Origin of the sequence: Acinetobacter qingfengensis, from assembly GCF_008693185.1 — a bacterium.
In the GTDB taxonomy this organism is placed as follows: Bacteria; Pseudomonadota; Gammaproteobacteria; order Pseudomonadales; family Moraxellaceae; genus Acinetobacter; species Acinetobacter qingfengensis.
On record NZ_VXKN01000003.1, the window covers coordinates 106,298 to 120,858 of the forward strand.

Genomic DNA, 14,561 nt, shown 5'->3' on the forward strand with positions numbered 1-14,561 from the left:
ATATTCTGTTAGGCAAATTATCATATAAGGGAAAAGCATGTCCAGAATTTCCACCGGTATCTACCGCCACTATAAAGGCAATTTATATCAGGTGTTTAGTGTTGCAAAACACAGTGAAACACAAGAAGAACTTGTGATTTATCAATGTATGTATGGCGATTATTCATTATGGGTTCGTCCACTTGAGATGTTTCTGGAAATGGTTACCCTAGAGGACGGACAGAAAATTCCACGTTTTGAATCGATTCAGACATCTTTATAAATTTAGCTTCAGTTAAACATCTCGTAAAGGCGTAATCCTATGTGCAATATAGCAATGCTCATGATAATCTATCAAAATAACCTGACTATTCGGTTCTAGTTCACCAAATTCAGGCACAACTTGCACTCGATGCAATTGACCAAATTGGTCACGCACACTGGCTTCTGTGCTCGCATCAGGACGTGCAGACCGATATAAAATAATACCAAAACGACCAATTAGTTCGGTCTGATCGACTTTTTGATTTGGCTTAATAACCTGATCCAGACAGTGCAGCATAAACAATGTAAAAAACCATGCCAACATGAATGCAGGAATAAAAACAACGCCAGAATTAATAAAATGTTGTTTGAATGCAAAAAAAATAAGCTGGATAAAATATCCTGCAAAACTTAGATTAATCAGGAAAAATAATAGTACAAAATAACGTGAAATTTTTACCCTGAAGATAGGAGAATCTTTAATCCATAACGGAATGATTTTACGAATGAGATTAGATGGACGATGACCAATGTAGATTCCCAATGTTTCCGTAATAATCAAAATAAAAATTGCCACTACACAAAGATGAAATGGCATAAATGCAGATTGTAATAACCAGTCCCTGGACATCATCATTTTATGAATTACCTTAAAATCTATGGAGCAACGTTTTATAGATGATCTTCAAATGAATACCATACTATGTGTTCAAATAAATACCGCCATCCGAATGAATTTCAATAGCCACCTTAGTTAAGGATTCACCCTGACAAGGTCCCCAGATACACGCACCATCTTCAACATTAAATAAAGCGCCATGAGTCGAACAAGTGATATATTCCTTGTCCCTATCCAGAAATTGATCTTCCATATACTCCAGACTGACCTGAAGATGAGGGCATAAATTTTGATATGCATAAAAAGATCCATCTCTTTGTGTAATGAAGATATCACCTAAAGGCGTTTCAAAACCGCGTGCTTCACGTTCTGGAATATCTTCTGTTCGACAAATTAAATGCATGGCGACCTCAATTTAGATTTGCTGTGCGATCTGCTGATATTGTGCCTGAGTCAATCGTGGTCCATATTGCGATACCACCTGCGCTGCCACACGATTGCCAAGTTTTGCAGCTTGTTCGGGCGTTTTATTGTTGGATAAAGCATACAGGAATCCTCCGGCAAAAGCATCGCCAGCACCATTACTGTCAATTGCTTCAACACTTTCGCCCACCACCAATTGAATAGTCTGTCCTGCTTTGGCAATTAGAGCGCCTTTATTTCCCAAAGTAATCACCACTGTTTGAGCAATATTTAATAAGGCTTCACTGGCCTGTTCTATGGTAATTGCCTTGGTATACATCAACGCCTCTTGCTCATTACAGAATAAAACGTCTACACCTTCTGCAATCAGAATATCCAGACCTTCTCTGGCATACTGTACCATTGCAGGATCAGATAAAGATAAGGCAATTTTTACTTGGTGTTGTTTTGCAATAGTACGTGCCTGCAAAACAGCTTGATGGGCTGTCGGACTAGTTGCCAGATAACCTTCAATGTATAACCAACTGGCTTGTTTTAATGGGACATAATCTATTTGTTGCGGACTAAGCTCTGCGGTAATCCCCAAATGCGTATACATGGTACGCTCCCCCTCGGGAGTAATCATGACAATACATGTGCCGGTTTGACCTTCACTTAAAGAAGATGATGCTGTTTTTACGCCAACTTTTTGTAGATCATCCAGATAAAATTCTGCCAACGCATCATTTCCCACACGGCAAGCATAAAAAGCTGACCCGCCCAACGCTGTAAAAGCTACGGTTGTATTGGCTGCTGAACCACCACTGGCCTGCCCTTTGTGACTAGCTTTGACAAGATGTTCAACCAGTTGTTGTTGTTGTTGTGCATCACAAAGTTGCATTGTTCCCTTCGCCAATCCAGCATTTACAAGGAACTGATCATTGACCAAAAACTCCTGATCAACCAACGCATTACCAATCGAAAACAATTCAACCGCTGACATAAAAACTACCCAATAAAAATTTTGCCTAGATTAGCATGAAAGCTTACCGTGACTTAAGTGACACAAAAGAAAAACCATGAAAAAGCAGCATTAACCAGACGAATTCGCTATACTTTCAGGTCTTCAATTTGCTGCACTTTGGCAAATTCCTTGCCCTATCCCATGATATTTAAAACACTGGAGTTTCTATGACGCATACCATTTCAAATTCTAACCAAGCGACCGTACATCCTGCTTTTGAATTGGTACGTCAACAATTTATCGATGCTTTAAATACGACAGTTTATGAGTTTCGCCATCAAAAAACCGGCGCTGTACATTATCATCTTGCCAGTAATCATGACGAAAATGTTTTTTTGGTAGCCTTTCGTACTCAGCCGATGGACAATAAAGGGATTGCGCATATTCTCGAACATACTGCATTATGTGGCTCAAAAAAATATCCAGTTCGTGATCCGTTCTTTTTAATGATTCGCCGATCGTTAAATACGTTTATGAATGCTTTTACAGCAGCAGACTGGACCTGTTATCCGTTTGCTACACAAAACAAAAAAGATTTTGATAATCTACTTTCTGTTTATCTGGATGCCGCTTTTTTTGCCAATCTGAATCCGCTGGATTTTGCTCAGGAAGGTATTCGTATTGAACTTGAAAATAATAAGCCAGTATTTAAAGGTGTCGTTTTTAATGAAATGAAGGGAGCCATGAGCGCTGCAACAGATCAGCTTTATCATAAACTGGCTTTTCATCTTTATCCAGAAACAACATATCACTACAACTCAGGTGGTGATCCTAAAGATATTCCTGATCTAACTTATGAACAATTGGTAGAATTTTATCGTAGCCACTACCATCCATCCAATGCCATTTTGATGACATTTGGTGATGCTGATGTTTACGAATTACAGGAAAAATTTGAGACTCAAGCACTTGGTCAGTTTGAACAGGGACAAACGATTTATTCCGTTGCGGAAAAACGCTTAAAACATCCAATTCAGGTTCAGGACACATACGCTGTTGATGAAACAGATTTAAGTCAAAAAACTTATCATGTACTAGCATGGTTATTACCAGTCATGACAGATGTTAAATTACGTTTGGGAATGCGTATTGTAGAAGGCATCTTAATGGAAAATTCCGCATCGCCTTTGCGCAACTATCTGGAAACCAGCAAACTTGGTCAATCTACAGGACCTTTAATGGGTGTAGATGACAGTAATTATGAACTGACCTTTTATTGTGGTATTCAGGGTTCTGAAGCAGATTGTGCCGACGCTTTTGAACAGGGTGTACTGGCTAAATTACAAGAAATTGCCAAGAAACCAATTGATGCCAATATGGTTGAAGCAATTTTGCATCAAATTGAACTACATCAACGGGAAGTCGGCGGTGACGGCACACCTTATGGTTTAAGTTTATTATTGAATGGTCTAAGTGGTGCAATCCATCACGGTGATCCGGTCACCATTTGGGATGTTGATACAGCACTGGCTGAAATCAAACAAGAACTTGAAGATCCAATGTGGCTATCCAATCTGATTCAAACACACCTGATTGATAATCCTCATCGTGTTCGTCTAACACTGGTACCTGATAATCAGCAAAGTAAACGTGAACAAGCCGCTGAACAAGCCCGATTAGACCAAATTGAAGCGCAACTGGACGAAGAAAAACACCAACAAATTATTGCCAATACAGAAGCATTAAAACAGCGTCAGGCAACTCCAGACAATCTAGATATTTTGCCTAAAGTTACTCTTGATGATATCCCTGCCGAACTTAAACGTGTCAATGAAATTCAACACAGTATCAAACTAGGACAACAGCAAAGTTCTGTTCATTTATATCACACGGGCACCAATGGCCTATTCTATCAACAGGTACTCATTGAGGTACCGCAAGATATCGTACGTTCGCCTTACTTTAACCTACTCAGTCTTTTGATGGGAGAAGTCGGTGCAGGTGACTATGATTATCTTGAATTACAACAACAACAAACAGCCATCAGTGGCGGTGTCGGTATGGGATTAAGTCTACGCAGTCAACTGAATGACAAGCAACAGATCAGCGCTGTCTTGGCACTGACTACCAAAGCACTGCATCGTCATGAAGATGCTATGGACTTATTACATACCGCTTTTAGTCAAATACGTTTTGACGAAAAAGATCGTATTATCGAATTATTACAGCAACGTAAAGCCCGCTGGCAGTCACGTATTTCCGGTGCAGCACACAGCTATGCCATGCAGATAGCCTCACGTAATATGAGTGCACTCGCTCGTCGTGATTATGAAATTACCGGCTTACCTGCCCTACGCTGGCTTGGTCAGCTGATTGAAGATATTCGCGACAACACTGACAACTATCAACAATTCATTGATCGCTTAAAAGGCATTCACCAACGAATTCTGACTGCACCCAAATCTTTTTTACTGGTTTGTGAAGCACAATATAGTGAGCAGCATCTGGCACATTTACAACAGGTATGGGCACAGCAACAAATTCATTCAACAGCACCCGTTATACTAAACACCAATTATGATGAAAATCATGATGAAGCATGGTTAATTCAAAGCAATGTTCAATTCTGTGCAGCAGCCTATCCGGTCGTTGATGTCCTAGATGCAGATGCAGCAGCATTTATGGTACTAGGAGGTTATTTACGCAATGGATTTTTACATAGTGTCATTCGTGAACAAGGCGGTGCTTATGGTGGCGGTGCAGGTTATGATGGCAATGCTTGTGCATTTCGTTTTTACAGTTATCGTGACCCACGTCTAAGTGAAACATTTGCAGATTTTGAACAATCTATTGCATGGTTATTGCATGAACAACAACCGAGCCATTTACTTGAGGAAGCTATTCTGGGATTAATTGCCAGCATGGACAAGCCAGGATCACCGGCTGGAGAAGCAATTACTTCATGTTATGCCCAATTGCATGGTCGTGATCACGATTTCAGACAAAACTTACGTCAACAAATTCTAGCCGTAACTCTGGATGATTTACGCAGAATCACCCAAGAATATTTATGGGAAAAAACACCTGTGCGTGCCGTTGTTGCACCATTTAATCGTCAGGAAGAACTTTCTCAACTTGGTTTCAAAATTCAACGTATCGAAAATTAATTTTGACAGGATGCCTTATATGCACCCCGATGTAATCAAAAAAGGTTTTATCTGGCCAATGACAGCACTTGGTACAGCCATGATCAGTGGTTATGGCTTTGCCAATGAAACAGTCTCCACCACGACGGCCAATATGCAACCAAATTCACCAAGTGCATGCGTTGCCCTATCATCAGATCGGGATCGCTTAAGTTGCTACGATACTTTATTTAAACAGCCTGTAAGCAGTAGCATTGAAGATCAAGCACCGATCACGGCACTTGCGTCTGAAACCCCTGCTGTCACCGAAGAAAGTACAGAACAACGACAACTTAATTTTCGAGATAAAGTCCGGGAAACTGTACATGCACACGCCTTATTTGGTCGCGCGCCAGCCTTCAACCCTAACACCTCTTTACTTGACCAGCGTTGGGAACTGTCAGAGGATTCCAAACTAGGCACTTGGCAAATTCGTCCCTATCAGCCTGTATATGTTTTTCCAGTATTCTGGACATCCAAAAAGAATGAAACACCATCCAGCCCAAATCCACAAAATACAGTGACCGATCCACAGGAACTTAAAAGTGCAGAAGGAAAATTCCAGATTTCCCTGAAAACCAAAGCGTGGGACAATATTTTTGGAAACAATGGTGATTTATGGCTTGGCTATACCCAATCCTCTCACTGGCAGGTTTATAACAGTGAGCAGTCCAGACCTTTTCGTGAAACCAATTATGAACCTGAAGCCAGTCTAATGTTTAGAACCAACTATAACTTTATGGGGCTACATGGACGCTTACTTGGACTCACATTCAATCATCAGTCGAATGGTCGCTCCAACCCTCTCTCTCGTAGCTGGAACCGTGCTATTTTAAACATTGGTCTGGAAAAAGATAATTTTGCCATCATGCTTCGTCCATGGTATCGCTTCAAAGAGGATGCTAATGATGACAATAATCCGGATATTACCCATTATTTGGGTCATGGTGATCTGACTGCTTTTTATCGGCATAATAATCATAACTTTTCTTTAATGTTCCGAAATAACTTCAAAAGCGACAATAAAGGTGCCGTACAATTTGACTGGGCATTCCCAATCAAAAATAATTTACGAGGACATTTACAGGTATTTGATGGTTATGGAGAAAGTTTAATCGATTATAATCATCGAGCAACTTATGTTGGTCTGGGAATTTCTCTGGTTGACTGGTTCTAAACATAACTGCCCGGATCTTAATGACCGGGCATTTTGATTCCTTGGAAAATCATGCTGATACATATCCATACTGATCTAAAAACTGCACTCGAAAGACTTGAATCGGTATTTTCATCCCCATATCAGGCAAAGCAGAAAAACCATAGGAGCGTAGAAGAAATTTATAACGTGCTTGAACAGTTTCGATTACAACAATTGTCTGAATCGGATATCAAACCTTATATTGCAGACATTTTACAATTAAGTTGCAATGATCAATTAGAACAATTGAGCATCACAGAACAGCTTAGTTTTATTAAAAAAATAAAATACTGGACAAGTACAGAAAAGCAAATACTGGCAGATTTTGCCCTTAATCATTTTGTCCAAAACCTTAAAAATTTTCCGGAGAAAGATATTTTTTTACAGTTTTATCGCTTTCAAGCCAAGGTATTTCAATCTGAGCGTTTTTTGCAATATTGGCAACAATCAGATGATATATATGCCTTAATTGCGTTTGCAGTGATGATGGATGAAAACCAATATTTTGCTGATGACTTTGATCATGTTACAGCAGGGATTAAAACATGGTTACAACAGCCACTCATCCAACAGCATTTCTCTCAATTACTTAAACATTTTGCGCAACATCCTGAAATTCGGCAATCTCCTCAGCTACAGGATAAAATTGATTACCTCGCCTTTTATTATCAGGATTAAGTTGTTATTTATTTGAATCCGGTTTACTTTTTTGATCAGGATTCAGGGTATTTTGCTGCTTATGCGCATTTTTCAACAATTTTGCGCTCATTAAAAATAAACCAATGAGTAAAATAATGCTCAGTATCGCTAAAATCACAATTAAAATTTTCATTTATTACACTGTTTTCAATAAAAAAGCCCTATCTGCAAGATAGAGCTTTTTTATCACTTAGACAAACTAAATTATTTGCATCAATCCAAAGCTGCTTAAAAATTAAACCTCAACAGATCCTAAAATTGAAAATAATTTAGCTTGTACATGATCAATTGCATCCAGACCATTGACTTTGTCATAGCTTGGCGCATTTTGGCTAGATTTAGTACGTTCCTGATAGAAACCAACCAACTGTTCAGTTTCTGCATGGTAAGCATGCAAACGCTTACGAATTGTTTCTTCCTGATCATCTGGACGTTGAACCAAATCTTCTCCAGTTTCATCGTCTTTACCTTCTACTTTTGGTGGGTTGTAAACGATGTGATAAATACGGCCTGATGCAGGATGCTGACGACGACCGGATAAACGTTTTACAATTTCTTCATCAGGCACTTCAATTTCAATCACATGATCAATATTAATGCCTTCTTTTTCCAATGCTTCAGCCTGTGGAATGGTGCGAGGGAAACCATCAAAGATGCAGCCATTTACACAATCAGGTTGTGCAATACGCTCCTTGACCAGTCCAATAATTAACTCATCAGAAACCAAACCGCCGTTTTCCATGACTGATTTAGCTTGTAAACCAAGTTCTGTACCTTCACGAATCGCTGCACGAAGCATATCGCCAGTTGAGATTTGTGGGATATTGTAGCGCTTACAGATCAACTGAGCTTGTGTTCCTTTACCTGCCCCAGGTGGTCCGAGTAATATAATGCGCATATGGAAACATCCTCTACTTTAAAGAAAAAAATTTAGGCTTTTAAAGCCATTATTATTTAAACCACAGGTCTATAGCACACTTATCTGTGATGCTCTATGTAAAAGTTCACTATAAAAATGCTATGGATAAATGAATCAGACCTGCCCCAAAGCCTGTAACCCCGCCAAGTACAATCAAAATCCATTCGTCCTCCTGAAAAGCCGGACGCAATAAATTCTGGAATTCTTTTGGTGTCAGCATACGTATTCGATCCCGAAACATGGTAAAGATTTTTCGGGCGCGACTTGCGTTAAACTCTGGATCACTTACCGGAACCATCGTAATTTCAATTGAGCGATCAATCAAGTCTGTTTTGAAGTCGGCAAATTCGGCTGGTTTAAATAATAAATGTAAAGACGCCAGAACAATAGGTGATTCGAGAATTTTATTGATATATTTTTTAATAATATGCCGAGTTTTTGCTCTGCGCTCACCATACATCATTTCAGTCATGATGGTTTTTAAGGTAATTAAGTCCTTGGTTACTACCTCTGCAAACACATCAGAAACCTCTTCCTGACGTTTCATAAAAGCACCTTGAATATTATAGGTGGCAATATGCGGAATGACAGGGCGAATCCATGGAATTTTTTTACTTTTTAATCGGGTAAAAAACTTCGGATATTTTACAGGATGTGGATTAATCGGGTTAAATACCATCCATATTGCAATCCAATTGGTCAAAAATCCCCAGATTGAAGCAAAAAACGGCACTGTCCAATGTTCAGGGATAAAAACATAAACAAACATCTGTACCACGCCAAAACACATTCCGATCAATGCGCTGATGTGCCAGATAAAATTAATTTCCTTTTGCCCAACTTTTAAAAACATACGCACCATGAGCTTACGGTCACTTTCCATTTTATTGACCACCATACTGCGCATATCCACCAGTTGTTCAACATTGTGGCTAAGCTCTGTCACCAATTCTTTCAATACAGCAGGGATTTGGGCGTGTGCCTGTGCATAAATACGGCGTTTAATGGCATAAGGCAAATTTTCCCAAAGCGTTGCTTTACGATCTAGCATAATCTCATCAATCAGCGTATCTAGCTCTAAACCGACCTGTTGACTAATGATATTGGCCATTTCCTCTGGATCCATTGCATCCAGAAACTCCTGTAATGAGCCAAGTCGGGACAAAGTATTGTCGGTAATAATGCCTGAAATCCGCCCTGCTTTACGCGGCACAATGCCTTGCCAGCCTATAGGTAAATTACCAATATAAAATCCCCAAAATTTAATCGGATAAAATACCATTTTCAAAGCCATCCAGACGTGTGCCCAAGTCACGAATGCCGTAACAGGTACAATACTCAGAATTGCCCAAAAATCTGGTCGGCTTGCAAACTCATGCCAGTATAGTGCGATTTGCTCAAGCATTCATCACTCTCATTTTTTGTTATGCCAGAGGGGTGTATACAGAAAATGGCAGAAATTCCTGTGTCTGCAATGTAGCAGAAAATCAGTCATCGCCATAGCGCCATCATGTAGAATTATTTTGTCAAAATGATCAATACAGGATTTTTCACCAGTCATCTATCAAGATCTACATGAAAAAAACATATACCTCACCTCCGGCTTTCGTTAAAATAACGGCGATTTTTACTCAGCTACCGTTATGATCAAACAACCCACTCCCATCAAAAATCAGCAACAGGAAAAACATATCTTTCGCAATCGCATTTTTTTTGCGATTGGGCTGGTCTTTGTCTGTTTACTGGGATTAGTCATCCGTTATAGCTATTTACAAATTTATCAACATGATCATTTCAACACGCTATCCGATTCAAACCGTATTCGCTTGCAAGCACTTCCACCTGCACGTGGCTATATTTATGATCGCAACGGTATTTTACTGGCAGATAATTATCCAGTATTTACGGCTGTTATGAGTAAGGCTGATATTCAGGACATTGATGATGTACTCAAACGTTTAACACCTGTGATTAATCTTGCTCAGGAAGATATTGATCGGGTAAAGAAACGTGCTGAACTGGCTAGAAAAACTGAAGTATTAGCCATTAAAATGAATCTGACTGAAGATGAAATTGCCCGCTTTAGTGAATTAAAACAGAACTTTCCCGGTGTTCGTATCGAAACACAAATGACTCGATACTATCCTTATGGTGATCTATTCGCGCATATTATTGGTTATGTCGGGCGAATCAATGATAAAGAATTAAAATCTCTGGATAAAAATCTATATGCCGGCACAAACCTGCTTGGAAAAATCGGAGTAGAAAAATCTTATGAAGAGTTATTACACGGTGTGCCGGGTTATGAATCTGTAGAAGCAGATGCACATAGTAATGTACTGCGACATTTAGGCCGAAAAGAAGCAACTCGTGGCAATGATTTATATCTATCCATTGATTATGGTTTGCAAATGGTTGCCTCGGAACAATTGGCTGGTAAACGTGGTGCAATTGTCGCACTGGATCCTAACACAGGAGAAATTCTGGCACTGGTATCCAGTCCTAGTTTTAATCCAAATTTGTTTGTTACCGGTATCAGTGGTAAAGACTACGGCGCTTTACGGGATAATATCGATCAACCGCTATATAACCGAGCTGTTCAGGGTGCTTATCCACCGGGTTCAACCATTAAACCTATGGAAGCATTAGGGGGTATTCATTATAAATATATTGACTGGAATACCAAAATTTCAGATCCCGGATATTTTCATTTACCCGGCGATAGCCACAAATTCCGTGACTGGAAAAAAAGTGGTCATGGTATTGTTGATATTGATAAAGCCATCGCCATGTCCTGTGACACATTCTTCTATGTGCTGTCCTATCAAATGGGCATTGACAAAATGCACAGCTGGATGACGCAATTCGGATTTGGTCAAAAGACAGGTGTAGATTTACCAAGCGAAAGCACTGGATTATACCCTTCTCCTGAATGGAAAATGCGTACCCGTAAAAAACCGTGGTTAAAAGGTGAAACTATTTCGGTCAGTATTGGTCAAGGTGCATTTACCGCCACCCCATTACAATTAGCAATGGCAACTGCAATTACTGCAAATTATGGCCTACATATCAAACCACACGTTTTACGGGAAACAAAGGGAAGTAAAAGCTATACTGTCCTCAACGGTGCAGATGGAAAAATTAACTTTAGCGGTACCCGAAATGACTGGGAAAGAATGCATGCAGCAATGGTCAGTGTAATCAATAATGGGACAGGTCGGGGAATTCGTTCTAACATTTATCAAATTGCAGGGAAAACCGGGACCGCACAGGTCGTCAGTATTGCTCAGGGTAAAAGCTACAATGAGGCTGCGCTTAAAGAACGCCAACTCGACCATGGTTTATTTGTAGGTTTTGCACCCGCAGATAAACCCAGCATTGCAATTGTGGTGGTCTGGGAAAATGGTCGTCATGGTGGTTCTGCTGCCCGACTTGCTAAGCCTGTGATGGACTACTGGCTCATCCAACGTGAAAAAAACCCTATACGACCAACAGCAATACAAGTCAATGGTGGCCTAATGAATGCCGGGAAAAAACCATCTGAATTGCCAACTGCCGGTCTATTACCAGCTTCAGCTCCAGCAGCTACCCCAGCGCCATCGTCACAGGATATTGATGAATAATGAAAAATCAACTACGCATTATTGGTGGTGAATTTAAACGCCGCCAATTAGCTTTTGCCGATATTGAAGGATTAAGGCCTACACCTGATCGTGTACGAGAAACTCTATTCAACTGGTTAATGTGGGATATACAGGGTGCAAAGGTATTAGATGTTTGTGCAGGTTCTGGAGCTTTGGGATTTGAAGCCTTATCCCGTGGGGCAAAACATTTGATCATGATTGAACCACATCCTGAACAAGTCAAATTTCTACGGCAGAATTTAAAGTTGTTAAATGTCAATCAGGTACAAATTCTTGCAATGACTGCACAACAGGCGCTCAAACACTTCAATGAAAAGTTTGATGTGATTTTTTTGGATCCGCCGTATGCTTTAAACTTATGGCAGGCACTTTCGATACAATTACAGCCACTTTTAGCAGATCACGCCCTGATTTATGTTGAAGCTGATCAACCCTTACAAAATTTAAATTTACCCCTTAATTGGCAACTCATCAAACAAACCAAGGCTGGAACTGTACAGGCTGGTTTATTTCAATATCAAGCGTCTTAACTTTCAATAGAGATATCTGGACAACCCAAACCCGTTAAGACTGATTAATGCTTATCATGCCTTATAGTCCAACATGCACACAGATTGCCCATTTTATGCCTCCAAATGGCTCAATTTATTTTAATTAACTTACATTTTAATAAAATTAAATTTACTTTTTAAATAAAAATACTTTACTTTTTAATATTTGTTAAAATACATTTTTATAAAAATAAATTTACTTTTTTAAAATAAATAACTTACATTTTTAATTTAACTATATTACTTTTTAAATTAATTAAATTTACTTTTTAATAAAAATAAACTTTACTTTTTTATTTATTTAACTGAACACTTTTCTGATAAAATTTTTAAGCATAAAAACGACCTTTGCGACGACGCATACCCAAAACATGAATTGCCCGAACTAAAACTGCATAAGAAACTGAATAACCAAATCGTTGTTCAAAAAGTGGCTGTAAATCGCTAATATTTTGAAATTTAGTGTTTTTTACAAATTCAACAAATGCATTCCAATCCTTGATATGTGCAGGTGCTCCACGTTTTTGTGCAGGTTTAGGTTGTAAACTTCCAGTTTCCTCTTCAAGCTTAATCCATGCATCAAGGGTGACTCGGGAGATGTTAAATTCCTTACAAACTGCAACTTTGTAATCTGTTTTTTTATATGCAGCAATTGCTGCTTTGCGAATTTCAAGTGAATAACGTGGCATTTTTATTTCCTATCTAATCTAAAAATAAATCAATATATGGCACAGAGTTTGCAAATTTAAAATCAATTGAGTTTATTTTATTACAGGTTATAATAAATGGACAATCGTAATATTAACATTCGCAAACTCACATTATGGCAAGTGGTCATTGTGGGAATTGCCTATATGACCCCTATGACTGTATTTGATACATTTGGTATTGTATCGGAAGTAACTGAAGGACGAGTCCCCCTCGCCTACATTTTTGCCTTATTTGCCATGTTACTAACCGCTTTTAGCTACGCCCGTTTTAGTCGCCAATCTGAACGTCCGGGATCAGCCTATACTTACACCGCTGAAAGTTGTGGTCCGCAGACAGGTTTTTTTGTCGGCTGGTGTTCGTTGCTGGATTATATCCTGTTGCCTTTAATTAATGCATTACTGGCAGGAATTTATCTACATGCCTTAATTCCTGCAATTCCTTACGTAGCATGGGTATTTGTAGCTGCGGGTCTGGTGACTCTGGTCAATTGCTTTAGAATTCATATTCTTGCTAATCTATCCATGATATTTGTCTTTGCGCCATTATTATTACTATTGGTATTTATTTATCTGGTCATTCGTGGTGTAGATCATGACGGTGCTGCGCATGTATTGACATTGACTCCCTTATTTAATGGTGACACCAGTATTATGCCGTTGATTACGGGTGCATCTATTTTATGTTTTTCCTTTTTAGGATTTGACGCAGTCACCACCTTATCCCACGAAACACATGATCCTAAAAAAACCATTCCGCGTGCAGTAATTTTGACCACATTATTTGGTGGTGTGATCTTTATTTCAGCTTCATGGTTTATTCAATTGTATTTTCCAGATAACTCACGCTTTAAGGATCCTGAAGCAGCTTTACCTGAAATTGCTTTATATGTTGGTGGCGCATTATTTCAAGCTGTTTTTTTGGTGGGTCAAATTATGAATACTGTCGCTTCCGGTCTGGCTTCACATGCCAGCGCGGCACGACTGATCCATATTATGGGAAGAGATGGTATTTTTCATAAAGGTATTTTCGGTTCTACCAATCACAAGCTGGGAACACCTTTATATTCAGTGATCACCATTGGTTTAATTTCTATGATGGCGATGTTTCTGGATTTATCTACAGTCGTGAGTCTGATCAGTTTTGGTGCATTAATTGCCTTTACAGCAGTGAATTTTTCGGTATTTATGCATTTTTATGTTCATAAAAAACAACGCCAAGGTCTTAAAAATTTTGTTTTAAATCTTGTACTGCCACTTTTATCTGTACTGGCAATCGTTGCCTTATGGATCAATCTCGAAGCTTCTGCACTACATTTTGGTTGTATCTGGTTAGCTATAGGTGTGGCAATGTTTATTTATAAAAAACTACGTAAGCAAAGTATTGTGATTAGTAATGCTTAATTTATTTATATTTTTCAAGAGAATTT

Annotated in this window: 13 protein-coding genes; 7 read left to right on the plus strand and 6 right to left on the minus strand. The window is 39.0% G+C overall.

The features are described 5' to 3' along the window. The first annotated feature begins 37 nt into the window (after positions 1-37). The gene (locus tag F4V57_RS05425; protein ID WP_070068923.1) at positions 38-262 is read left to right on the plus strand and encodes a DUF1653 domain-containing protein; all 225 of its coding nucleotides are present in this window, start codon (positions 38-40) and stop codon (positions 260-262) included. Between the two features lie 12 nt (positions 263-274). On the opposite strand, the gene F4V57_RS05430 is transcribed toward F4V57_RS05425, so the two are convergent. The 3 genes from F4V57_RS05430 to F4V57_RS05440 all read right to left on the minus strand — a co-directional run bounded on the left by F4V57_RS05430 (position 275) and on the right by F4V57_RS05440 (position 2,267). Beyond that, entirely contained in the window at positions 275-874 is a 600-nt protein-coding gene (locus tag F4V57_RS05430) for an OB-fold-containig protein (protein WP_141729211.1), read from the minus strand. A gap of 70 nt (positions 875-944) precedes the next feature. Further along, on the minus strand, positions 945-1,265 hold the full coding sequence (locus F4V57_RS05435) for a Rieske (2Fe-2S) protein (protein WP_070068922.1): 321 nt from the start codon (positions 1,263-1,265) through the stop codon (positions 945-947). A gap of 12 nt (positions 1,266-1,277) precedes the next feature. Then, a complete protein-coding gene (locus tag F4V57_RS05440) occupies positions 1,278-2,267 on the minus strand; it encodes an adenosine kinase (RefSeq protein ID WP_070068921.1) in 990 nt (329 codons plus the stop codon). Between the two features lie 188 nt (positions 2,268-2,455). Between F4V57_RS05440 and F4V57_RS05445 the strand changes: the two genes are divergently transcribed. The 3 genes from F4V57_RS05445 (at position 2,456) to F4V57_RS05455 (ending at position 7,289) form a co-directional block, all read left to right on the plus strand. Next, positions 2,456-5,395: an insulinase family protein gene (locus F4V57_RS05445; RefSeq protein ID WP_070068920.1), complete on the plus strand. Its 2,940-nt coding sequence runs from the start codon at positions 2,456-2,458 to the stop codon at positions 5,393-5,395. A gap of 79 nt (positions 5,396-5,474) precedes the next feature. Further along, entirely contained in the window at positions 5,475-6,590 is a 1,116-nt protein-coding gene (locus tag F4V57_RS05450; protein WP_406564511.1) for a phospholipase A, read from the plus strand. A 51-nt stretch (positions 6,591-6,641) separates the two neighbouring features. Beyond that, entirely contained in the window at positions 6,642-7,289 is a 648-nt protein-coding gene (locus F4V57_RS05455) for a hypothetical protein (RefSeq protein ID WP_070068919.1), read from the plus strand. A 256-nt stretch (positions 7,290-7,545) separates the two neighbouring features. Here F4V57_RS05455 and adk read toward each other — a convergent pair whose 3' ends face one another. Next, on the minus strand, positions 7,546-8,208 hold the full coding sequence (gene adk, locus F4V57_RS05460; RefSeq protein ID WP_070068918.1) for an adenylate kinase: 663 nt from the start codon (positions 8,206-8,208) through the stop codon (positions 7,546-7,548). A gap of 109 nt (positions 8,209-8,317) precedes the next feature. Further along, positions 8,318-9,634 carry a hypothetical protein gene (locus F4V57_RS05465; protein ID WP_070068917.1) on the minus strand — a complete coding sequence of 439 codons (1,317 nt, stop codon included), beginning with the start codon at positions 9,632-9,634 and terminating at the stop codon, positions 8,318-8,320. A gap of 241 nt (positions 9,635-9,875) precedes the next feature. Here F4V57_RS05465 and mrdA point away from each other — a divergent pair, with 241 nt between their 5' ends. Both mrdA and rsmD read left to right on the plus strand, forming a co-directional pair. Then, entirely contained in the window at positions 9,876-11,852 is a 1,977-nt protein-coding gene (gene mrdA / locus F4V57_RS05470; RefSeq protein WP_070068975.1) for a penicillin-binding protein 2, read from the plus strand. Further along, positions 11,852-12,403: a 16S rRNA (guanine(966)-N(2))-methyltransferase RsmD gene (gene rsmD, locus F4V57_RS05475; RefSeq protein WP_070068916.1), complete on the plus strand. Its 552-nt coding sequence runs from the start codon at positions 11,852-11,854 to the stop codon at positions 12,401-12,403. Before mrdA ends, rsmD begins: the two co-directional genes overlap by 1 nt. Before the next feature lie 350 nt (positions 12,404-12,753). Here the strand turns inward: rsmD and F4V57_RS05480 are convergent, their stop codons facing one another. Then, positions 12,754-13,113 (minus strand): COG3415 family protein, encoded by a 360-nt coding sequence (locus tag F4V57_RS05480; protein WP_070070063.1) that lies wholly within the window; start codon positions 13,111-13,113, stop codon positions 12,754-12,756. Between the two features lie 96 nt (positions 13,114-13,209). Between F4V57_RS05480 and F4V57_RS05485 the strand changes: the two genes are divergently transcribed. Beyond that, positions 13,210-14,535 carry an APC family permease gene (locus tag F4V57_RS05485; RefSeq protein ID WP_070070064.1) on the plus strand — a complete coding sequence of 442 codons (1,326 nt, stop codon included), beginning with the start codon at positions 13,210-13,212 and terminating at the stop codon, positions 14,533-14,535. The last annotated feature ends 26 nt before the right edge of the window (positions 14,536-14,561 follow it).